16 protein-coding genes and 1 pseudogene are annotated in these 21,485 nt (G+C 62.9%); 10 read left to right on the top strand and 7 right to left on the bottom strand.

The window, feature by feature from the left end:
• Window positions 1–203 precede the first annotated feature (203 nt).
• From AX768_RS07870 to AX768_RS07830, 9 genes are all read left to right on the top strand, one after another.
• Window positions 204–395 carry a helix-turn-helix domain-containing protein gene (locus tag AX768_RS07870; RefSeq protein WP_231941241.1) on the top strand — a complete coding sequence of 64 codons (192 nt, stop codon included), beginning with the start codon at window positions 204–206 and terminating at the stop codon, window positions 393–395.
• Window positions 392–1,651, top strand: coding sequence for a type II toxin-antitoxin system HipA family toxin (locus AX768_RS07865; RefSeq protein ID WP_061999499.1), 1,260 nt, complete (start codon window positions 392–394; stop codon window positions 1,649–1,651). Before AX768_RS07870 ends, AX768_RS07865 begins: the two co-directional genes overlap by 4 nt.
• A gap of 579 nt (window positions 1,652–2,230) precedes the next feature.
• Entirely contained in the window at window positions 2,231–3,859 is a 1,629-nt protein-coding gene (locus tag AX768_RS07860) for a methyl-accepting chemotaxis protein (protein WP_061999498.1), read from the top strand.
• Window positions 3,860–3,873: 14 nt separating this feature from the next.
• Window positions 3,874–4,341 (top strand): chemotaxis protein CheW, encoded by a 468-nt coding sequence (locus tag AX768_RS07855; protein WP_061999497.1) that lies wholly within the window; start codon window positions 3,874–3,876, stop codon window positions 4,339–4,341.
• The gene (locus AX768_RS07850) at window positions 4,338–5,849 is read left to right on the top strand and encodes a CheR family methyltransferase (protein WP_082778771.1); all 1,512 of its coding nucleotides are present in this window, start codon (window positions 4,338–4,340) and stop codon (window positions 5,847–5,849) included. The genes AX768_RS07855 and AX768_RS07850 overlap by 4 nt, the downstream gene beginning before the upstream one ends.
• A complete protein-coding gene (locus tag AX768_RS07845) occupies window positions 5,842–6,582 on the top strand; it encodes a chemotaxis protein CheW (RefSeq protein ID WP_061999496.1) in 741 nt (246 codons plus the stop codon). The genes AX768_RS07850 and AX768_RS07845 overlap by 8 nt, the downstream gene beginning before the upstream one ends.
• Window positions 6,579–8,915 (top strand): hybrid sensor histidine kinase/response regulator, encoded by a 2,337-nt coding sequence (locus AX768_RS07840; protein WP_061999495.1) that lies wholly within the window; start codon window positions 6,579–6,581, stop codon window positions 8,913–8,915. The genes AX768_RS07845 and AX768_RS07840 overlap by 4 nt, the downstream gene beginning before the upstream one ends.
• Before the next feature lie 38 nt (window positions 8,916–8,953).
• Window positions 8,954–9,976 carry a chemotaxis response regulator protein-glutamate methylesterase gene (locus tag AX768_RS07835; RefSeq protein ID WP_061999494.1) on the top strand — a complete coding sequence of 341 codons (1,023 nt, stop codon included), beginning with the start codon at window positions 8,954–8,956 and terminating at the stop codon, window positions 9,974–9,976.
• A gap of 48 nt (window positions 9,977–10,024) precedes the next feature.
• Window positions 10,025–11,149 carry a diguanylate cyclase domain-containing protein gene (locus AX768_RS07830; RefSeq protein ID WP_061999493.1) on the top strand — a complete coding sequence of 375 codons (1,125 nt, stop codon included), beginning with the start codon at window positions 10,025–10,027 and terminating at the stop codon, window positions 11,147–11,149.
• Between the two features lie 4 nt (window positions 11,150–11,153).
• On the opposite strand, the gene AX768_RS07825 is transcribed toward AX768_RS07830, so the two are convergent.
• The 4 genes and pseudogenes from AX768_RS07825 to AX768_RS07810 form a co-directional block, all read right to left on the bottom strand.
• Complete coding sequence (locus tag AX768_RS07825; RefSeq protein WP_086386581.1) at window positions 11,154–12,011, bottom strand: hypothetical protein; 858 nt, start codon at window positions 12,009–12,011, stop codon at window positions 11,154–11,156.
• Window positions 12,012–12,116: 105 nt separating this feature from the next.
• Entirely contained in the window at window positions 12,117–13,577 is a 1,461-nt protein-coding gene (locus tag AX768_RS07820; RefSeq protein ID WP_061999491.1) for an efflux transporter outer membrane subunit, read from the bottom strand.
• A pseudogene (locus tag AX768_RS07815) lies at window positions 13,574–16,779 on the bottom strand (efflux RND transporter permease subunit). Before AX768_RS07815 ends, AX768_RS07820 begins: the two are co-directional and overlap by 4 nt.
• Complete coding sequence (locus tag AX768_RS07810; protein WP_062000858.1) at window positions 16,776–17,930, bottom strand: efflux RND transporter periplasmic adaptor subunit; 1,155 nt, start codon at window positions 17,928–17,930, stop codon at window positions 16,776–16,778. Before AX768_RS07810 ends, AX768_RS07815 begins: the two are co-directional and overlap by 4 nt.
• A gap of 247 nt (window positions 17,931–18,177) precedes the next feature.
• Here AX768_RS07810 and AX768_RS07805 point away from each other — a divergent pair, with 247 nt between their 5' ends.
• Complete coding sequence (locus AX768_RS07805; RefSeq protein ID WP_061999490.1) at window positions 18,178–18,807, top strand: TetR/AcrR family transcriptional regulator; 630 nt, start codon at window positions 18,178–18,180, stop codon at window positions 18,805–18,807.
• A gap of 14 nt (window positions 18,808–18,821) precedes the next feature.
• Here AX768_RS07805 and AX768_RS07800 read toward each other — a convergent pair whose 3' ends face one another.
• From AX768_RS07800 to AX768_RS07790, 3 genes are all read right to left on the bottom strand, one after another.
• Entirely contained in the window at window positions 18,822–19,064 is a 243-nt protein-coding gene (locus AX768_RS07800; protein WP_061999489.1) for a DUF2795 domain-containing protein, read from the bottom strand.
• A 23-nt stretch (window positions 19,065–19,087) separates the two neighbouring features.
• Complete coding sequence (locus tag AX768_RS07795; RefSeq protein ID WP_061999488.1) at window positions 19,088–19,363, bottom strand: hypothetical protein; 276 nt, start codon at window positions 19,361–19,363, stop codon at window positions 19,088–19,090.
• Between the two features lie 265 nt (window positions 19,364–19,628).
• On the bottom strand, window positions 19,629–21,365 hold the full coding sequence (locus AX768_RS07790) for a ClcB-like voltage-gated chloride channel protein (RefSeq protein WP_061999487.1): 1,737 nt from the start codon (window positions 21,363–21,365) through the stop codon (window positions 19,629–19,631).
• Window positions 21,366–21,485: the final 120 nt, after the last annotated feature.

Raw genomic sequence — 21,485 nt, 5'->3', positions numbered from 1 at the left:
TTTTCACATCTAAAAAGCGCAAGATAACGCGCAATTTCAAGTTATGGCGTCGCAGGCATATCAAAACATGGTAATGCGTAAAATAATGCTCAAAAAAGTAATAAAGCCTATAATTGAGCATCATGACGCGCAAAAAATCCGATCCTATCAGTAATTCAGAGCGAGTCGCCGCTGAGCTCAGAAAGCTCCGGCGTGAGCTTCGTATGAATCAGCAGACGCTCGCCGACCGCGCAGGCGTGTCGCGGCGAACGATCACGAACGCGGAGACCGCGCAGAACGTCGGTCTTCATGAGTTCTGCCGAATGGCGAACGCGCTGGGTTACGACCTGACCTTGCGTCCGAAAGATACTGTGGTCTACGAGGACCTGGATTTCTTTTTCCGGGAGGAGGAATGAACACGCCTGCCTCCACTTTCGACATCGAAAAGCTTTTCGACAAAATCCGTCAACTCGATGTCCACACGCCACAGGGTATCGCCGGGTTGCTGGCGAAGGAAAGCACGTTTGTCTTCAATTACGGCGACGTCGAGCCAAGCGCGGCTGTCTCGCTGACCATGCCCGTTCGCCGCAAGAGTTACAGCAGCGGCGCGTTGATGAGCGTCTTCGCCATGAACCGGCCGGAAGGCTATCTGCGTTACATCGTCGAAGAAAGACTGGCGCGCTTTGGCACGCCGAGCGACATGTTCCTGTTGTTTCTCGCCGGCCGGAACCAGATCGGACGGCTGACCTATGCGCTGCGCGGCGAAGCGGTGCCCGAAGGCGAGGGCGAGCAGCTCGACGAATTGCTGTCTTCGCCTTCGGGGCAACTGTTCGAGCGGCTCGTGAGCAAGTACGCGCTCGGGTCTGGTATCTCGGGCGTGCAACCCAAGACGGTCGTGCCGCTGCTTCCGGCGCCGGCCGAGCCTGCTACCGTCAATTCACACGCTGCATTGCCGCTCAAGACGGTGATCGTGAAAGCGGAGGGTGACGACTATCCAGGCATTGCGCGCAACGAGTTCCTTTGCATGTCGGTGGCGCGGGAAGCGGGCTTCGAAGTGCCGGACTTCTGGCTGTCCGACGACGGTCTTCTATTTGTCATGGCCCGGTTCGACCGCACGCCGGACGGCGCGGCGCTCGGTTTCGAGGACATGAGCGTGCTGACGGGCAACGAGAAGTATCGCGGCAGTTACGAGATGATCGCGCGTGCAGTGGAGGTGTACACGGGTGCGGATTTCCGCGCACAGGCCATCCGGCTGTTCGAGCGTGTGGCGTTGTCGTGCTTTCTGCGTGACGGGGATGCCCACATGAAGAACATCGGCCTGCTGTATTCGGATCCAACCGGACCGCGCCGCCTTTCGCCTATTTACGATGTCGTCTGTACGGGCATCTATCCGTCGCTCGATGGCCGCATGGCGCTGAACCTGAACAAGTCCAAGGTGTTCCCGGTGCCCGAACAGCTCGTGGCTTACGGTGAACGCCTGGGCCTGAAACGCGGCGAGGCGGAAGCGGTGCTGTTGCGCATCGATACCGCTTTCGACGCCGTCGCCGACCATCTCGCCGCCGACGAACGATATCGAGCCGATGACCTCCTTTCCCGCATCCGTGGCGAGGTTCGTCGAACGGGCCCGTTGCCGTTTACCAATCCAAGAAGACCCGCCGGTGGTTTTCGCTGAGCGCTGGCCGCCATGCCGAAAGCGCGCATTGAGTCAGACGTGTTAATTCGTGCTGCATCAGCAGCTAAGTTTCCGGTCCCGCACTTATCAACAAGCCTGCCCACAATTTTTGGGGATAACTTGCCTGCGGTGACACGGATCGCCTGAAGCAGGCAAACGTGTATCAAAACCAGTCGCAGCTCAATTCCCAATTCGAATCAGAGGCTTACAGACATAAGCTCATGCTTGTCCACAGGGCCATCAACAGTTTGTGTGCACAAGTCGATGAACCGTCGACACGCCAACCACACGCTTTGATCGCTATGAAGCGACGGCTGAAAACCGTTTGCTATCAATGTCATCCGGCGTTTGTCAGAACGTTTTCAACAGGGTGCTCCCCAGTTTCTGTGCATAAGTTTTGTCGAGCTCGTGCACGCAATATTTGCCGGAAACAGCCGCAGCCGGGCGCCATTAGCAGATAACAGACAGATCTACGCATTAATCCGCTAGCCGTTTTGTTTTCCGTCTTAAAATTGCGCCGACGTTCCGTGTCCGTCGCCTCCGCGCGCCCGTCCCAACCATTACTGAAAAGGTTCATGCGTGAAGCAGTTGACCATTCGAAACCGGATTCTTGCGAGCTTCGGCGTGATCCTGGCGTTAATGCTGGTGATGGCCGTGGTGTCGTACGCGTTGTTCAGCGACATCGATCGTGACGCGCATAGCCAGGAAGTCGATTCCTCACCGGGCGTTTATCTCGCGACGACGATCCGCGCGTCGTGGTTCGAGAACTACACGGTGACGCAGCGGTTGATCTACATCGATACCGAGCCCGATCAGATCAAGCGCGACACGCAGCGTGCAGCGGAGACGAAGGACTCGCTGGACAAGCTGATGGACAAATACGCAGCCACGATCTTCGACGACGAGGACCGTCGCCTCTTCAACAATTTCAAGCAGCAACGCACGCTCTACGCGCCGGTCCAGGGGCAGATCCTCGATGACCTGGCGGTATCGAAGGCTACGGCCGCAACGGCGTTCAACACCCGGCTCACGCCGATCTGGGAAGCGGGCAGGACCGCGATCCGCGAGCTGGTCGAGCTGAACAATTCACAGCAGATCAGGTCGGCGCAGAGCATTCGCCAGTCGGTCACGAAAGCTGAAATAACGCTGCTGGTCGTGCTTCTCGTGACGTTCGTGGTGGCGGCTTGGGCGGGCTTCCTGTTGCTCAAGGCCATCACGATCCCCATGCAGCGCCTGGTCGAAGTGGTCGATGCCATGCGTACCGGCGATCTTTCGCAGCGCCTGCACCTTGAGCGCGGGGATGAATTCGGCACGCTCGGCACGGGTTTCAACCGCATGACCGATGAACTCACGGGTCTCGTCGGCCAGGCGCAGAAGTCGGCGGTGCAGGTGACCACGTCCGTGGCGGAGATCGCCGCGACCGCGCGCGAACAGCAAGCCACGGCGAGCGAAACGGCGGCCACGACCACGGAGATCGGCGCGACATCGCGGGAAATCTTTGCGACGTCCCGCGATCTCGTGCGCACGATGAACGAGGTCTCCGGCGTCGCCGAACAGTCGGCGCAACTCGCCGGCACGGGTCAGATCGGCTTGACGCGCATGGAAGACACCATGCGCCTGGTAATGGAGGCGGCCGGCTCGGTGAACGGCAAGCTGGCGATCCTGAACGAGCGTGCGAGCAACATCAACCAGGTGGTCGCCACCATCACGAAGGTCGCCGACCAGACCAATTTGCTGTCGCTGAACGCGGCTATCGAAGCGGAGAAGGCGGGCGAATACGGGCGCGGTTTCGCGGTCGTTGCGACCGAGATCCGCCGGCTTGCGGATCAGACGGCGGTTGCAACCTTCGATATCGAACAGATGGTGAAGGAGATCCAGTCGGCGGTCGCCGCCGGCGTGATGGGCATGGACAAGTTCTCCGAAGAAGTGCGGCGCGGCATGACCGACGTACAACAGGTCGGCGGCCAGTTGTCGCAGATCATCATGCAGGTGCAGACGCTCGCGCCACGTTTCGTGATGGTCAACGAAGGCATGCAGACGCAGGCGACGGGCGCCGACCAGATCACGCAGGCGCTCGCGCAACTGTCCGAGGCCGCGCAGCAGACGGCTGAGTCGCTGCGGCAGTCGACGCAAGCCATCGACGACCTCACGCACACCGCCAACGGCCTGCGCACGGGTGTGTCGCGCTTCAAGGTCGCGACGGTCTGACGGACCGAATAATCATGCTCTTCGTCCAGTTCACGCTCGATCAAGACCGCTACGTTCTCGACAGCTCGCAGATCGAGCGGATGTTGCCGCTCGCGCCGCTGAAGACCATGCCGGGCGTGCCCGCGTGGGTGGCCGGCATTTTCGAGTACGAGGGCGCACCGGTGCCGGTCATCGATCTGGCGGCGCTCGCGCTCGGGCGGCATTCACATGACCGGCTTTCGACGCGGCTTGCGCTGGTGTATTACCCGCACAAAAGCGGCGCGGACGTCGAAATGCGCCGGCTGGGCATCCTGTTGGAACGCGCGACCCGCACGATCTCCTTCGATGCAAGCGCGTTCAGCCCCGCTGGTATCGAAGCGGCGGATGCGCGCTATTTGGGGCCGCTTGCACGCGACGCGGAAGGACTCGTGCAGTGGGTCCGGATCGAACATCTGTTGCCCGAGCACGTGCAGGCGCAACTTTTCACCGAGAGCGCGGCATGAAGCACGACTTCATCTCCGTTCAGACGCGCCGCGCGCTCGATGCGCTGCATGAAAGCGTGCGCGAACCGCTCCCCCGTGCGCAGATCCTGCGCTTTGCGGCGTTGCTGCATAAAACGATCGGGCTGGATGCGGCGTCTATCGGCGACAAAGCAATCGAGCGGGCCGTAGCCGATCGTTATGCCGCGTGGCGTGCGGCGAACGCCGTGAAATTCCCGGCGGCCGGCATCGAAGATTTCTGGATTGCGGTGAGCGGTGCGCCGGAGCAGTTGCAGGCGCTGATCGAGGCGGTGGTCGTGCCCGAGACGTGGTTTTTCCGCGATAGCGAGGCATTCAACGCGCTCGTGACCCTCGCACGCGCACGGCTCGCCCAACAGCCGTTCAAGCCGGTGCGCATCCTCTGCATGCCGTGCTCGACGGGCGAGGAGGCGTACACCATCGCCATGGCCTTGCTCGACGCGGGGATTGCGCCCGAGCGTTTCACCATCGATGCCATCGATATCAGCAATCACGCCCTCACCATCGCTCGCGAGGCGCGATACGGCAGCAATGCATTCCGCAGTCGGGCGCTCGGCTTTCGCGACCGCCATTTCAAGCCGTCGGGCGACCATTGGCGCCTTTCCGCCGACGTTACCGAACGCGTGCGTTTTCGGCAGGCAAACTTGCTGACGCTCGAAACCCAGGCATTCGAGCCGTTCGATTTCGTGTTCTGCCGCAACGTCCTGATCTATTTCGATCGGGAAATGCAACGCACCGCCGTGCGCGTGCTGGACGATCTGCTTGCGCCTGGCGCGACCCTGTTCGTCGGGCCGGCGGAAACCGGGCTGATGATGCGTGAGGGAATGACATCGGCGAAACTCGCGCTTGCGTTTGCGTTCCGGCGGCCTGAGAACGGCCGGCCATCGTTTGACGATACCCGCCTGAAAGACGCGAAGACGCGGGCGCTGTATTCGGCAATCGCGAAAGCGGAAGAGGAGATGGGCTTTTCGGCGCGCCAAGCCGCGCCACGGGCTGTCTCGGCAAGCGCGAATCTGGCTGCAGCGAATGTGTTTGCATCGCAAGCCGGGTCATTGTTGAGCGGCCTGCAGCCGAACGCACGTCCTTTTGCATCGGTGCCCGCAGCGAAGACCGCAGCGCCGGCGGCATCTGTCCACGCGGCCGCGAGACCGGCGCCGGACGGGCAGGGCACGCTCGATCAGGCACACGCGCTCGCTAACAGCGGGTCCTTGTCCGAAGCCGCCGCTCTTGCCCGTGGGTTCCTCGAGACCCATCCGTCGAGCGCAGACGCGTATTACCTGCTGGGCGTCATTGCCGATGCTCAGGGCGCGCAAACCGAGGCGCGCGGTCATTACAAACGTGCGCTGTATCTGGATCCCGAGCATGGCGAAGCGTTGACGCATCTCGCAGCGGTGTTGGGACTGGAGGGTGATCGTGCGGGCGCGCAATTGCTGCTGGCTCGTGCGGCGCGGGCGAGTCATCCGGGTCGTGCTTCGGGAGGACGCGATGAGTGAAGTCCACGACGCGTCCCAGACAGTGCTCATCGATGATTGCTGGAACCGGGTCGGCGTGCGTGGCGACGGTTCGTGTCCACGTCTTGCCGGCTACATCCATTGCCGCAATTGCCCCGTGCACGATGCCGCGGCTGCGCTCGTGCTCGACCGTGAGCACGCCGTCGATTCGATCGGCGAACGCCAGCCGCTGAATTCGCTGGCCGACCGTACCGCGCGTGAAGCCGATACCACGTCATGGCTCGTGTTCCGCATCGGCGAAGAATGGCTGGGTTTGCCCACGGCCATCTTCCAGCAGGTCGCGCAGTTAAGGCCGATCCACTCGTTGCCGCACCGGCGTCACCGGGCGGTGCTCGGCGTGGTGAACATCCGCGGCGCGCTGCTGGTTTGCGCATCGCTTGCACGGCTTTTCGGGATTGCATCGGAGTTTGCGCAGGATGGCCGGCGCGACGCCGCGCAGCAGGTCGTCGATGCCCGCGATCTCGGCCGCCTGCTGGTCGTCGAACCCGCCGCCGATAGCGCGCCGCGCAGCGACTTCGCGAACCCGATCGTGTTTCCCGTCGATGCCGTCGATGGCGTGCATCGATTTGCCCGTGCCGACTTCCAGGAAGTCCCGGCTACGGTCGCGAGCATGTCGGCTTCGCACGCGATCGCCGTCACGGCGTGGAAGGGCGTGACGGTCGGTTTGCTCGACGCCGCGAAGCTCTTCGAAACCCTCAACCGGAGCCTGACATGAGCGGCGCCTCGCTCGTCGATCTGTTCCGCGAGGAAGCGCGGGCACAGGCGCAGATCCTGAGCGACGGCCTGCTCGCGCTCGAACGCGCGCCGCGCGATCCTGTCACGCTTGAAGCGTGCATGCGTGCCGCGCATTCGTTGAAGGGCGCGGCGCGGATTGTCGGCGTGCCGGTCGGCGTGAGCCTCGCGCACGTGATGGAGGACTGCTTCGTCGGCGCGCAGCAGGGCCGCGTGAACGTGGATGCCGCCATGATCGATGTGTTGCTGGCAGGCGTCGACCTGATCGTGCGCATCGGCCAGGCTTCCGGCGACGAAACCATCCCGCAGGCCGACGTCGACGCGTTCGTCGATGAGTTGAATGCGCGGATGAGTGGCGAAGCCGGGGACTCCGGGGAGGCTTCGTTCAAGCCGCCGGCACCGGACGACTTTCTGGATTTATCGAAGGAATTGACGCTCGCCGCGCCGGTTCCCCAATCGGAACCCGAACCCGCGCGCCCGTTGCCCGTCTGGTCGCCGGCCGAACAACGTGAAACGACTCGCATGCTGCGCGTTCGCACGGAAACCCTCGATCGCCTGCTCAGCCATTCCGGCGAGTCGCTGGTGGAATCGCGCTGGCTGAAGCCATTCGCGCAATCCATGCTGCGCGTGAAGCGCATTCAGCGCGACGCGAGCCGCGCGCTCGACTTCCTGCATGAATCGCTGACTGAATCTTCGCGTAGTTCGGGCACCGCTTCGGGCGCCGCTTCGAACGTTACGTCGACCGCCGCGCTCGACGTGCGCACGCTCGCCGCCCTCGATGAAATCCGCCGCCTCAACGCCGAGGCGCAGCGCCAGCTTGGCGAACGCCTGGCCGAGCTCGAGAACTACGACCGCCGTACGACGCACCTTTCGCAACAGCTCTACGACGAAGCGCTCGAATGCAGGATGCGTCCTTTCGTCGATGCCACCGGTGGTTTTGCGCGCATGGTGCGCGACGTCGCGCGTGCGCTCGAGAAACAAGTGCGCTTCGCGATCGCGGGCGAAGCAACGGAGGTGGACCGCGACATTCTGGACATGCTCGAAGCGCCGCTCGGTCACCTGCTGCGCAACGCCGTTGACCACGGCATCGAGGCGCCGTCGCTGCGCCGCGCGCTCGGCAAGCCGCCCGAAGGCACGATCACGCTCGAAGCACGCCACAGCGCGGGATCGCTTTTCATCAGCGTGAGCGATGACGGCGGCGGCGTCGACCTTCCCGCGCTGCGCCGGGCGATCGTGCAAAAACGCCTGTCCAACGAAGCGACGGCCGCGCGTCTGTCGGAAGCGGAATTGCTCGAATTCCTGTTCCTCCCCGGCTTTTCGATGCGCGATACCGTCACCGATGTCTCCGGCCGCGGCGTCGGTCTCGACGCGGTCCACGACGTCGTGCGCCAGGTTCGTGGCAGCCTGCGTGTCACGCAGGAAGAACTCGTCGGCACGCGCTTCGTGATGCAATTGCCGCTCACGCTGTCTGTGATCCGCAGCCTGATCGTGGAGGTCGATGGCGAACCCTACGGCCTGCCGCTCGCGCATGTGGCGCGCACGCTCGTGTTGCCGCGTGCATCGATCGATCTGCTCGAGGGCCATCAGCATTTCGAGTTCGAGGGCAGGCGTCTTGGCATCGTGACGGCGCACCAGATCCTGCGCGCCGGCACCTTCAACACGGTCAGCGACACGCTCAACGTGGTCGTGATCGGCCAGGGTGCGGCGACTTATGGCGTGGTGGTCGACCGGTTCCTCGGCGAGCGCATGCTGGTCGTGCAGCCGCTCGACAAACGTCTCGGCAAGGTGCCGAGCATCGCGGCGGGCGCGTTGATGGAAAACGGCGATCCGCTCCTGATCGCCGATCTCGACGACTGGCTGCGCGCGGTCGAAAAACTCGTCGTCGATGGCGAACTCGGCCGCGTTTCACAAGGTACTGCCCGCGCGGTCGCCGCGCCGAAAAAGCGCGTGCTGGTGGTCGACGATTCGCTGACCGTGCGCGAACTCGAACGCAAGCTGCTGGCCGGCCGCGGCTACGACGTGACCATTGCCGTCGATGGCATGGACGGCTGGAACGCGGTGCGCGGAGAGCGCTTCGACCTGGTGATCACGGATATCGACATGCCGCGTCTCGACGGCATCGAGCTCGTGACGCTGATCCGGCGCGATCCGCATTTGCGCGACACGCCGGTCATGATCGTGTCGTACAAGGACCGTGCGGAAGACCGCCAGCGGGGGCTGGACGCGGGCGCGGACTACTATCTGGCAAAGGGCAGTTTCCACGATCAGACGCTGCTCGATGCTGTGCGCGATCTGATTGGCGAGGCGCAGCCATGATGAAGCAGTTATAAAAACGAGAGAGCTGGGGGCTGGCAATGAAGATCGGAATAGTGAACGACATGCCGCTTGCGGTGGAAGCCACGCGCCTGGCGCTGGCGACGCGGCCTGATTTCGATGTGATCTGGGTGGCGACCGATGGCGTGCAGGCCGTGGATTACTGCACGGCGCAGAAGCCGGACGTCGTGCTGATGGACCTCGTGATGCCGCACGTCGACGGGACGGAAGCCACGCGGCGGATCATGCGTCAGGCGCCGTGCGCGATCCTGATCGTGACAGTTGACGTGGGTGCGAACTCGTGGCGCGTGTACGAGGCAATGGGCGCAGGCGCGCTCGATGCCGTCGATACCCCCGCGCTCGCCGGCCCCGACGCGAAGCGCGGGATCGCCGCGTTGATCGCGAAGATCGACCAGGTCGGGGCGCAGCAGCGGGCAAAAGCCGCTGCGAATCCGCTGGGTGCCGCGCCGCGTATTACACCCGGTACGGATTTGCTGGCGATAGGCGCGTCGGCCGGCGGTCCCGGAGCCCTTGCGGTGTTGCTCGCCGCGCTGCCGGCCGATTTCACGCCGGCGACGGTGATCGTGCAGCATGTGGATCAGGCGTTTGCCATCGGGATGGCGGAATGGCTGAACGCACAGTCGAAATTGCCGGTGTACATTGCCCGCGAGGGCGATCGTCCGGAGCCGGGAAAGGTGCTGCTGGCCGCGACCAACGACCACCTGCATTTTGGCGGCGGTAACCGGCTTGGCTACACGAAAGATCCGGAGGCGACGCCGTACCGGCCTTCGATCGATGTATTTTTCAACAGCGTCGTCGCGCGCTGGAGCGGTAACGCGGTCGGCGTGCTGCTGACCGGTATGGGCCGCGACGGCGCCGCGGGGTTGGCGGCCATGCGCGCCAACGGGTTTTACACGATCGCCCAGGACGAGGCGACGTGCGCTGTATATGGCATGCCGAAGGCGGCCGCCGCAATCAATGCGGCTGTTTCCATCCTGCCGCTTCAGAACATCGCGAATGCTGCCGTCAATGCGTTCGCATCGTCGCGCAAGCGAGGCGTATGAGCTCGCGCTTGAGAACCGATTGAGTATTCAGGATCACACAGGACAGTCATGGAACATCGAAATGCAGACCCGCTGGCAGAGCGTGCCCGACGTGAGGCGCAGAGCCGGGACGCCGCGCCGGAAAGCCCCAGCGAGGACACTTCGGCCGCGGCTACACACGCCGCCGACCTGCTCAACGACGCCCTGAACATGCCGAGCGCGGCGGAAAGCGCAGTCATGGTGCTGCTCGTCGATGACCAGACGATCGTCGCGGAAGCCGTGCGCCGCATGCTGGTGGATGAGCCGAGGCTCGATTTCCATTACTGCGCGAATCCGGAGGACGCATTGCGCGTGGCTCAAGCCACGCGGCCGACCGTGATCCTGCAGGACCTGGTGATGCCCGGCGTGGATGGACTGACGCTCGTGCGGCAGTATCGTGAACATGAGTCGACCCGCGATATCCCGATCATCGTGTTGTCCACGAAAGAGGAACCGCGCATCAAGAGCGCGGCGTTTGCGGCAGGTGCCAACGATTACCTGGTGAAGTTGCCGGACAGCATCGAGCTGATCGCGCGGATCCGTTATCACTCGCGCTCGTACCTGAACCTCACGCAGCGCGACGAGGCGTATCGCGCGTTGCGTACGTCGCAGCAGAAGCTGCTGGAAACGAATCTGGAATTGCAGCGCCTCACGAATTCGGACGGGCTGACGGCCTTGTCGAACCGGCGTTGCCTAGATGATTATCTGAGCGCCGAATGGAAACGCGCCGCGCGCGACAAGTCGCCGCTTGGTTTCCTCATGATCGATGTAGACAGCTTCAAGTCATACAACGATACCTACGGTCACGTCGCCGGTGACGATGTGCTCAAGCACGTCGCGCGCGCCGTTGAATCTTGCCTGAACCGACCTGCGGATCTCGCTGCGCGCTTTGGCGGTGAAGAGTTTGCCGTGGTGCTGCCGTCTACGTCGGCTGCGGGATTGCGCCTCCTCGGCGAAAAAATTCGCGCGGCGGTCGAGACGCTTGCCGTGCCGCATGCCGGCGCGGTTGCCAAGTGCGTCACCATCAGTGTGGGTGGCGTAACGCAAGTGCCGGAACCTGGCGAAGACGTGAAGCAGCTTATCGAAGCGGCTGATCTGGCGTTGTATCGTGCGAAACGCGATGGACGTAACCGGGTTGAGGTCGGCGGCGCATAAGCGCTTACTTTCGCGGCGAAGCCTCGGCGTCGATAACCAGCGGAGCGCGCCAGCGACCGTCCGGCGTTATGGCGATCAGGCGGCGCACGGTATTGCCGCTTGCCTGCACCTGTGTGCCCTTCGCTGAATCGGCAGGGTTGTTGGAATCCGGGCAACCCGGGCCGGAGAAGATGCTCCAGTCGCGATTGCAGCTTCGTGGCTGATGCGCCGATGCAAGCCTGAGGTTCTGCCAGTCTGCGGCGTTGTCGGCACCTTTGGAGGCTGCTGCAGGGGTGATCCAGGGATCGGATTGCGCACTGCCATCAAGTTTCAACACTGCGGCCGGTTGAGTCCCCCGATTGTGTTTTGTGGCGTCGCGTTCGATCGTCGCGGCCGAATCGGGCGCTACGCGCTTGCGCCATGCATTGTTGCTGGCGATCAGGCCGGGCGAACGTCCGCGCGGCGTTTCGTTCCAGTTCGAGCTGTCCATCACAAGGACGTTGGCGGGGTGCGCCGGTCGGCCCGGCTGGTCGGCTGCCGCCATTGTTTGTCGAGCGGGTGTGACTGCGTGCAGTTGCTCTCCCGATCTGACCTGATTGCCAGAAGGTGCGCTCCACGAATCGTCCTGCACCATGTGTACTGCGGCCGGGTTTGCCCACGGATCGTCGCGAACAGTATTCCGGACGGTTTGATCGGCGTCCGGGACGCCCGGTTGAACGCCCGCTGGCAAGGCCCATTGATCGACAACCGCGGGTTCAGGCGGTGCCGGTTCATCGGCGCGGGCCGTTGCGTGCATCAAGCTGAAGGCAGCACATGCCAGCGCGACTTTTTCCAGTCCCAAATGAGCGAATCGGAAGACGTCGCGGATCGGTGGGCGAGACATGGCATTTCCTCGGATTGCACGAAAGAACGCAAGCCTATGGCAAACGGCAGTCCGAGATAACGGGATTTATCCGAATAGTGAGTGGTTTTCTCCCGGCCACGCCATTCATTTGGCGTTCGCCGCAGCCACGTTCGCTGTACCGCCGTTCGGCGAGCCCATCGCCTGGAAGAGCAGCGCGGTATCGGTCAGGCGTGCGCTTTCGTAGCGGATTGCATCGAGCCTGGCATTTCGATACTGCCGCTCGCTTGCCCGAACCGACGACGGCGGGATTGCGCCGAGCCGCGCACGGGCCGCGGAATCCGAGAAGACGTTCATGGAGGTGCGGCTGGCGGTATCGGCGAAATTCAGCGCCTGGTTGTCTTGCTCGAGCGCTGCGAGGGAATCGGCGACGTTGCGAAACGCGGTCAGCACCGTTTGTTTGTACTGCGAGACCGCGGCTTCGTAGCTCGCCTGCGCCGCGCGCTTTTGCGCGAGCAGCGCGCCGCCATGAAAGAGCGGCTGCGAAAGTGATGCGCCGATACCCCAGATGGCGCCCGCGCCGGACAGCGCCGTGGGCCAGCTAAACCCGGCTTTCCCCATTTGCGCCGACAGCGACAGGCTCGGGTACATCTGTGCGGTCGCCACGCCGACCTGCGCGGCGGCGGCCTTGAGCAGGGCATCGGCGGCCTGGATGTCCGGCCGGCTGGCAAGCAGTTCCGATGGCACCACGACCGGCACGTTCGCCGGGACCGTGAGCGCCGCCAGATCGAGATCGGGGGGCGCCTGATCCGGCGTGCGGCCGAGCAGGACGGCGAGCGCGTGACGCGTCGAAAGCCATTGGGCGCGCAAGCCGGGAAGCGACGCGGCCAACGAAGCCGCGCCCGATTGCGCATTGAGCGCGTCCGAACGCGACGCCGAGCCGAGTTCGAAGCGGCGTTGCGTGTCGCGCGCGTCTTCATCGGCGAGAACGACGAGGCGCTCCGTTGTGTCGATCTGCGCGTGCAACGCGGCCGCACTGATTGCGCCGGTCACGATGTTCGCCGCGAGCGCTCGACGAGCGGCATCGAATTGCCAGGACTGGCTGTCCACCTGCGCCGCCAGCGCGCGGTCGGCGAGCCGCGCCGCGCCGAACAGATCGAACGTGTACTGCGCGCGGATCTGGCCGACGAACAGGTTGTAGAGCACGGTCGGCGGCCCGAAATTCGGCACGCCGATCGCACGTTCGCGGTTGGCCTGTCCGCCCAGGTCGATGCTCGGCAGCATCGACGAGCCGACTTGCGCCCGCAGTTGTTCGCGGGCGGCGGCGAGGCTTTTATCGGCGGCGGCGAGGTTCGGGCTGTTGCGCAGGCCTTCATCGACAAGAGCGTTCAGCGCGTCCGACTGGTAGAGCTTCCACCAGTCGGGGACGGGTCTCGCGTTGGCATCGAAGGTCTGTGTCACGCCTTCGGCCATCACGGTGCGCGCGGGTTGCGCCGATACGCCGTAGTGCGGTACCGGCGGCAATATGGGCGGCGTTCCGTCCGGGCCAAACGAACAGGCGGACAGGGCGGCTGCAACCCCAAGGGCAGCCAGGGAATAACGCATCATGACCGGCCTCCGTTTCCAGCATCGGGCGTAGTGGGTTCCTGGTAATCCGCGCGCTCATGGCGCTTCACTCTGAACGACGCCGCATACAACGCCGGCAAATAGAACAGCGTAAGCACGGTCGCGCTCGTGATGCCGCCCATCAGTGCGGTGGCCATCGGCCCGAAGAAGTTGCTGCGCAAGAGCGGGATCAGCGCGAGGACGGCGGCGGCTGCGGTCAGCGTGATCGGCCGGAAGCGCCGCACGGTTGCACCGACGATGGCATCGAAACGCGGATGCCCCGCCGCAATGTCCTGCTCGATCTGATCCACTAGGATCACGGAATTGCGCATGATGATGCCGAACATGGCGATCACGCCGAGCATCGCGACAAAACCGAATGGCTTGTTGAAAAGCAGCAGCGTGATCACCACGCCGATCAGCCCGAGCGGCGCGGTCAGCACGACCATCATCACGCGTGCGAGGCTCTGCAACTGGATCATCAAGAGTGTCAGCACGACGATCACCATGATCGGCATTTGCGCGTTGATGGAAGCCTGGCCCTTGCCGCTTTCTTCGACCGGGCCGCCGACTTCGATCCTGTAACCGACCGGCAGGCTCGCACGCAGCGTATCGAGTTTTTTCTCGATCGCATGCGTCACGTCGATGCCTTGCGCACCCGCGCTGACATCGGATTGCACGGTGATGGTCGGCTGTCGATCGCGCTCCCAGATCACGCCGTATTCCAGGTCGTTCACCACATGCCCAATGGTCCCGAGCGGCACGGGACCGTTCGGTGTGGGCATGGCAAGCGTGGCGAGTTTCGCCGGATCGACACGTTCGCTTTGCGGCGCACGCAGGTCGACGCTGATCAGCTTGTCGCGCACCCGATACTGCGTGACCGTGTAGCCCGTGAATTGCATCGCGAGGAAATTGGACACGTCTTGCGAACTGACGCCGAGTTCACGCGCTTTCTTCTGGTCGATCTGGAAGCGCACCGAGCGCTCCGATGGTTCGTCCCAGTCGTATTGAACGTTGGTCGTGCCGCTGTCGGCGCGCATTTCGGCGAAAACCTTTTCCGCGATGCCGCGCACGGTCGGCAAATCGTCGCCGCTCACGCGAAACTGCACGGGATAGCCGACCGGCGGACCGTTTTCGAGCCGTGAAAGGCGTGTTCTTATCGATGAAAACTTCTCGCGCAAAACAGGTCCCAGCCAGCTTGCGAGTTTCTCGCGGTCTTCCACGGACTTCGCGGTGATCACGAACTGCGCAAAGTTCGGTTGCGGCAATTGCTGGTCGAGCGGCAGATAAAAACGCGGCGCGCCGGTGCCGACGAAGTTCACGATGTGATCTATCTCGGGACGTCCTTCGAGCACCTTCTCCAGACGCCTGGTCTCGCGCAACGTGGCTTCGAATGACGCGCCTTCCTGCAGGCGGACATCGACGAGCAGTTCCGAACGATCCGAACTCGGGAAGAACTGTTGCGGCACGAGCGTGAAGCCCGCCATGGCAATGACAAACAGCACGAGCGTGATGCCAAGCACGACAAAGCGCCGCTCGATACACCACGCGAGCCAGCCGCGCAGCCGCGTATAGAACTTCGTGTTGTAGATATCGTGTTCGTGATCATGCGCGTGATGTGCCTCGCGCTTGCGTTCGGGCAACAGCTTGTAGCCAAGCAGCGGAATCAGCACGACCGCCGCGAACCAGGATGCAATGAGCGCGATCGCCGATACCTCGAAGATCGAGCGCGTGTATTCACCCGTGCTCGATTTTGCAAGCGCGATAGGCAGGAAGCCGCCGACGGTGACGAGCGTGCCGGTGAGCATGGGGAAGGCGGTGCTCGTGTAGGCATAAGCCGCGGCGCGCGAGCGGTTCCATCCTTGTTCGAGCTTTACGGCCATCATCTCGACCGCGATGATCGCGTCGTCGACCAGGAGGCCCAGCGCGAGAATCAACGTGCCCAAAGAGACCTTGTGCAGGCCGATATCGAAGAGATACATGAAGAGCGCGGTCACGGCGAGCACGACCGGAATCGAGATCACGACGACCATGCCGGTACGAAAACCCAGCGACACGAGACTCACGATCAGCACGATCACGACAGCTTCGGCCACTGCCTCGAGAAAGTCGTCCACCGACTTCGATACCGCGTGCGGCATGCTCGACACTTCGTTCAGCACGAGGCCGGCGGGAAGTTGCGTACGCAGTTGCGCCACTTGTGCGTCGAGCGCCTTGCCCAGACGCACGACGTCCTGGACGGGCTGCATCGTGATGCCGATGCCGAGTACAGGCTTTTCGCCCGAACGCATTTGCGTGGAAGGTGGATCGAGGTAACCGCGCTTGATGGTCGCGATGTCGCCAAGGCGGAACGAGCGGCCGTTCACGCGAATGAGCGTGTCGGCGAGCGCGGCCATGTCGGTGATCTGGCCGCTCGGGCGCACGAATACGCGGTCATTCGGCGTGTTCATGGTGCCGGCGGGGGCGACGGCGTTTTGCCCGTCGATAGCCTGCGCGATCTGCTGCGGCGAAATGCCAAGCCGGGTCAATTGCGTATTCGATATCTCTACATAAACGCGCTCGTCCTGATCGCCGAAATAATTGACCTTCGCGACGCCCGGCACGCGCAGCAGGACCGTGCGCAACGAGTCGGCGTAATCGTGAAGCTGCGCAGGCGAAAAGCCGTCGCCGTCCAGCGTGTAGATGTTGGTGAAGACGTCGCCGAATTCATCGTTGAAGTAGGGGCCTTGCACGCCCGGGGCAGCGTGTACGCAATATCGCCGACTTTCTTGCGCACCTGATACCACTCTTCGGGCACCTCCTTCGCCGGTGCGCCGTCTTTCATCGTGAAGAACAGAAGCGATTCGCCGGGGCGCGAGTAGCTGCGCAGGAAGTCCGTCGATGGCGTTTCCTGCAGCTTCTTCGCGATCTTGTCGGTGACCTGTTCCTGCATCTGGCGCGCGGTTGCGCCCGGCCAGAAGGTCTGGATGACCATCACGCGGAACGTGAACGGCGGGTCTTCGGATTGCGCGAGCCGCGCGTACGCAAGCACGCCGAAGATCGTTGCCATTGCGATCAGGAAGACGACCAGCGCCTGATGCCGCAACGCCCACGCGGAGAGATTGAAGCGGCCTTCTTCGTGACGATAATCGCCGGAAGCCACCGCTGCCGCCGCTGCCTCGGCGGCGGAGGTGTCGCGCGTCTGTTTGCCCTCTTGATCGCTCATGACGCGAAATCTTCCGGATGCAAGGGCGGGACCACGCGAACCTTTTCGCCGGCGGAAACGGTATGGACGCCTTGCCATACGATGCGCTCGCCCGCCGCGATTCCCTGCGATACGGTCATGGTACGCTCGCCATAACGCGACACTTCCACGCGACGCAATTCAAGCGCGTTGTCCGCCTTCACGACCCACACGGCGGGCAAGTTTCCGGCATGAAACAGTGCCGTGGAAGGCAGCGTGAATGACTGTCCCGGGGTGCCGGAAGCTGGAGCTGTGCTCTGCGCGAAGGCGACATCGGCGGTCATGCCGAGCCGGACTTCCGGCGTGGGCGCTTCGAGCGTGAGCCTTACGCGGTACGTGCGGCTCTGTGCATCGGCGGCCGGGGACACTTCGCGCACGCGTGCGGCAAATTTCTTGCCGGCAAGCGCGCCGATGCTGACCGTAGCGTTCTGCCCGACTGCAAGCGAGGCAAGCGCCGTCTCCGGCACATCGGCCACCACATCGGTCTCGCCGCTCCATGCGAGGTTGTAGACGGCTTGTCCGGCTGACACGTTCTGCCCCGTGTCGGCCTGTTCAGCGGTGATGACGCCGGCTTTGTCGACGATGAGCGTGGTGTACTTCAACTGATCCTGCGATAACGCCGACTGCGCTTGCGCCTGATTGCGCTGCGCGAGCGCTGCGGCGTACGCGTTTTCGGTCTGTTCGAGCTGCGCGCGCGAGATCAGGTTTTCCTGTGCCTGTAACCGGTCGCGCGTGACCTGCTGCTCGGCGTAGATCAACTGGTGCTGCGCCGCGGAGAGCTGGGCGGCGGCTGCAGTGGCGTTCTTGGTGTTGTCGGCGGGATCGAGGCGCGCCACGACGTCACCTGCTTTCACCCGGTCGCCAAGCCGCACGCGGCGCTCGATGATCTTCCCGCCGACACGAAACGACAGCGGCGTGGAATAACGCGATTCGATGGTTCCGGGCAACGACGATTGCGACGCGCGGGTATCGGCCTGTGCTGCGACGGCGACCACCGGACGCAAGACAACGGCCGGCGCGTCCTTCTTGCCGCACGCGGCCAACGTCACGACGGCGACCACGCCAATAGATCCGACAAGCGCTGCACGGAAGGAAACCGAGCGGCCTTCAACCCGCGGTAACAGCGAGAACATGCGACGACAGACTTGCAGAATCACGGATGACCTCGACGCAAAACGGTGAACGCGCAGCGCCGACTCAGCCTGATGCAGCGCGTTTTCATGAGATTCAAGCAGTTTGGTTGCGGTGATCGAAGCGTCCGAAAGCCAATGCCCACATGCTTTGGAGTGTGCTGATACCGAGATACGGGTTGCATTCTAATACAACACTGTATCTGGAATCGACTCTGTATCTAAATTTTTGAGATGATAAACTTCGCGGATGAAACGAATTCGCCTGACCCGGGAACAAAGCCGCGATCAAACCAGAGAGCGTTTGATGGACGCTGCCCAAGCGGTTTTCATGAAGAAGGGATTTGTTGCGGCAAGTGTCGAGGACATCGCGGCGTCGGCCGGTTATACGCGCGGCGCTTTTTATTCGAACTTCGGCAGCAAGTCGGCGTTGTTCCTCGATCTTCTCAAGCGTGATCACGACGTCATCATGAAACGGCTGCATTCCATCTTCGAGGGCGAGGCGACGCGCGCCGACATGGAAGCGCGCCTCCTGCAGTATTACAGCGTCTGTTATCGCGACAACAAGTGTTTTTTGCTCTGGGTCGAAGCGAAATTGCAGTCAAGCCGCGATGCGAAATTCCGCGCGCAATTCAATGCATTCATCCGGGAGCTATTGCAGATGACGACGGCGTACATCGTCGCGTTTTCGGAGCGTGCGGGAACGCCGTTACCCATGCCGGCTGAAGAACTGGCGCTGGGCCTGACGGCGTTGATCGATGGAATGCAGTTTTTCTATACTTCGGACCCGCAAGGCTGCGGGGCCGAGATGTCCGAGTCGGTGCTCGCCAAGTTCTTCAGCCGGGTGGTGTTTGGGACTGAAAAGGCCGGGACCGCCTGAACTGGTGCTTTATTTCAAGCCGATATTCCCGGGCCTGCGCCACTGCCGAGCAATTGCTCGACTGCATCGGCGCTTGCGTAGTCCTGTTCGGGTAAGCCGTCGAACACACTGATTACGTCATTACTCACGCCCGCGGCGCGTGCTGCATCGACGATGCCGTCCTTGTTGGCCGGGAACTTAACGTCGCGGAGAACCTGCGCAATTTCATCGTTGATAGGTTCGTAGTTCAGGCCTTCGCTAATGCGTGTATCGGTCATCTGTGTCCTGGGTTGTGGTTGAGTCATGTACGGACTTGCACTACCTGACTCACCATGCCGTGACTAGGCGAGTGCGATTTCGGCAACGGCACGTGGCGCCAGCGCGCGTGATCGATTTCCTGTGCGGCGATGTCGGGCGCGGGTGGCGAGACTGGCGCTGCGTTTGCCCGGAGGGCCAGCGCCACGCGCGTCGCCTGCTCTTGCCGCGCGGCGTCGGCAGCTCCGTCTCCCGTGTGAAGCGGGGCCGCGTAGCAGGACACGGAGACCAGCGCCATGGATAACACCGTCGAGGTTTTCATCGCCCAACCCTCCTGACAACAAAACGAATCAGATCAAGGCAGTACAAGATTATCAGCGATGACTCGAGCAAGGGTTATGCCAATCAGTGGCCGCCACTCTTTAGCGAATCGACTGACGATTTCAGATGTAGCGCAAAGCCAGCCGAGGCCGGACGCGGCAAGAAGTTCTTCGCGTGATTTCTAGATGCAGCGCGTCTTTTCCTGGCCGCCGTGGACGCCACGTTTTTGCACGCTGCGCGCAAATTCAACGCGAGTTTGTCCTGACCTAGCGCGAGGCAGGATTGAGGCGGAAGTAAGCATCTAGCAGCGACGTCTTGTACACCACGCCCAGCAGGACCGGTCGCGCCGCGCAGTCGATGACCGGCAGACGCTCGCCCTGGAATGCCATGAAGTGCTGCAATGCTTCGCCAAGCGACATGTTGGGCGTCAGCACATCGAAATGCGGTTGCAGATAATCCGCAGCCGATTTGACTGCGGTATCGCGTTCGTCGAGCAGGTCGGACGTGATGTCCTTCAGCGCGACTACGCCGCGAAACAGACCGTCTGTATCGACGACGTACAGGTATTTCACCGGATACTCGAGGAACACGCGCGTCATGGCCTTCACGTCGGCATCGAGTTGCACGATCGTGTCAGCCGGCTTGACGAGTTCGCGCATCTGCGTGGCAGCGAGGCGCACGCGTTCCTTTTCATCGCGATTGCGGCGCAAGGTGACTTCGTACATCGATGTCTGCGCCGAGGCCCGCGCGATAAAAAATGCCACCACGCACGAGAGCATCAGCGGCAGCATGACCTGATAGCTCAGCGTCATCTCGAAGATCATCAGGATGGCCATCAGCGGCGCGTGCGTGGCGGCGGCGAGGAACGCGCCCATGCCGACCATGGCGTAGGCGAACGGCGCGGAGGTGGAGTGCGGCCAGATGGCGTGCGCGGCGAGTCCGAACAGGCAACCGACGACCGCGCCCACGAACAGCGTCGGCGTGAAGATCCCGCCGACCGCGCCCGAGCCGGCAGTCGCTGCGGTCGCGACGATCTTGAAGAGCAGCACGGCGGCGAGTGCTTCCCAGGTCCACGCGTGATGCAGGATCGAGTTGACGACTTCGTAGCCATTGCCCCAGACCTCGGGATACCAGATCGAAACCACGCCGACGATCAACCCGCCGAGCGCGAGCCGGATGGGCACCGGCAAGGGCAAGAGTGCGAAGCGTTCCTTCGATGCCGACAGCAAGCGCAGGAAATACGGCGCGAGCACGCCGCATATCAATCCGAGCAGCACGAACAGCAGCACTTCGACGCCGGTCACTGTCGGGAACACCGGCATTTCGTAAGGCGGCCGATACCCCGCGAATTCGCGCATCGTGATGTTCGCCACCACCGACGAGACGACGATCGGCCCGAAGCTTTCCATCGCGATGGAACCGAGCACGATCTCGGTCACGAAAAACGCGCCGGCAATGGGTGCGTTGTACGCCGATGTGATTCCGGCCGCCGCGCCGCACGCGACGAGCAAGCGCAGGCGCGGGGGATCGAAGTGAACCCAGCGGCCGATCAGGGAAGAACAGAGTGCGGCGAGTTGCACCATCGAACCTTCGCGCCCGATGGACCCGCCACTCGCAATGGTGAACAGCGACGAGACGCTGCGCCACAGGCTTTGCGACACAGGCACGACGCCGTCGCCGATTGTCACTGCTTCCATGTAGTCCGCATGCGCCTGACTGGTCGGCCGACGCCGCGCCATCAGAAGACACAGTCCCGCGATCAAACCACCCGCTGCAGGCAACGTAACGCGCACGGGCCACGGCAGGCGGGTGGCCATCTCGACGAAGTTCCCGTTCGTGCCGCCAAAGAGCCGCTGCAATTCGTCGATACCACTGCGGAACGCCGCCGTCGCAAACGCCCCGGCCACGCCGACGATCACCGCCCACACGAGCATGGTATGGGCTTCGGAGAACCGGAACCGGCGCTGTGCGCGGGTACGCAGCTTGAGGAGGAATGAAAGCACGTGAGCTGGGTTTGATCGGGTCGAGGCGGAGGTTTGCGGGGGCAAGGATATCACCGGCGACCGGGCGCGGGGACTTCACGCGCTGCGGGTGTCGCGGCAATAAAAAACCCGGTCGTGCCT

The organism is Burkholderia sp. PAMC 28687, from assembly GCF_001577465.1.
In the GTDB taxonomy this organism is placed as follows: Bacteria; Pseudomonadota; Gammaproteobacteria; order Burkholderiales; family Burkholderiaceae; genus Caballeronia.
The sequence above is the reverse complement of the archived record's forward strand: the minus strand, read 5'-3'. Positions and strand labels throughout refer to the sequence as shown.

Bases quoted from the DNA above. Each gene is read 5' to 3' on its own strand.
- AX768_RS07800 (WP_061999489.1), bottom strand. From the start codon at position 19,064: ATGACCGATACACGCATTAGCGAAGGCCTGAACTACGAACCTATCAAC.
- AX768_RS07850 (WP_082778771.1), top strand. From the start codon at position 4,338: ATGAAGCACGACTTCATCTCCGTTCAGACGCGCCGCGCGCTCGATGCG.
- AX768_RS07805 (WP_061999490.1), top strand. From the start codon at position 18,178: ATGAAACGAATTCGCCTGACCCGGGAACAAAGCCGCGATCAAACCAGA.
- AX768_RS07865 (WP_061999499.1), top strand. From the start codon at position 392: ATGAACACGCCTGCCTCCACTTTCGACATCGAAAAGCTTTTCGACAAA.
- AX768_RS07820 (WP_061999491.1), bottom strand. From the start codon at position 13,577: ATGATGCGTTATTCCCTGGCTGCCCTTGGGGTTGCAGCCGCCCTGTCC.
- AX768_RS07835 (WP_061999494.1), top strand. From the start codon at position 8,954: ATGAAGATCGGAATAGTGAACGACATGCCGCTTGCGGTGGAAGCCACG.
- AX768_RS07855 (WP_061999497.1), top strand. From the start codon at position 3,874: ATGCTCTTCGTCCAGTTCACGCTCGATCAAGACCGCTACGTTCTCGAC.
- AX768_RS07840 (WP_061999495.1), top strand. From the start codon at position 6,579: ATGAGCGGCGCCTCGCTCGTCGATCTGTTCCGCGAGGAAGCGCGGGCA.
- AX768_RS07845 (WP_061999496.1), top strand. From the start codon at position 5,842: ATGAGTGAAGTCCACGACGCGTCCCAGACAGTGCTCATCGATGATTGC.
- AX768_RS07810 (WP_062000858.1), bottom strand. From the start codon at position 17,930: ATGTTCTCGCTGTTACCGCGGGTTGAAGGCCGCTCGGTTTCCTTCCGT.
- AX768_RS07795 (WP_061999488.1), bottom strand. From the start codon at position 19,363: ATGAAAACCTCGACGGTGTTATCCATGGCGCTGGTCTCCGTGTCCTGC.
- AX768_RS07870 (WP_231941241.1), top strand. From the start codon at position 204: ATGAATCAGCAGACGCTCGCCGACCGCGCAGGCGTGTCGCGGCGAACG.
- AX768_RS07825 (WP_086386581.1), bottom strand. From the start codon at position 12,011: ATGTCTCGCCCACCGATCCGCGACGTCTTCCGATTCGCTCATTTGGGA.
- AX768_RS07830 (WP_061999493.1), top strand. From the start codon at position 10,025: ATGGAACATCGAAATGCAGACCCGCTGGCAGAGCGTGCCCGACGTGAG.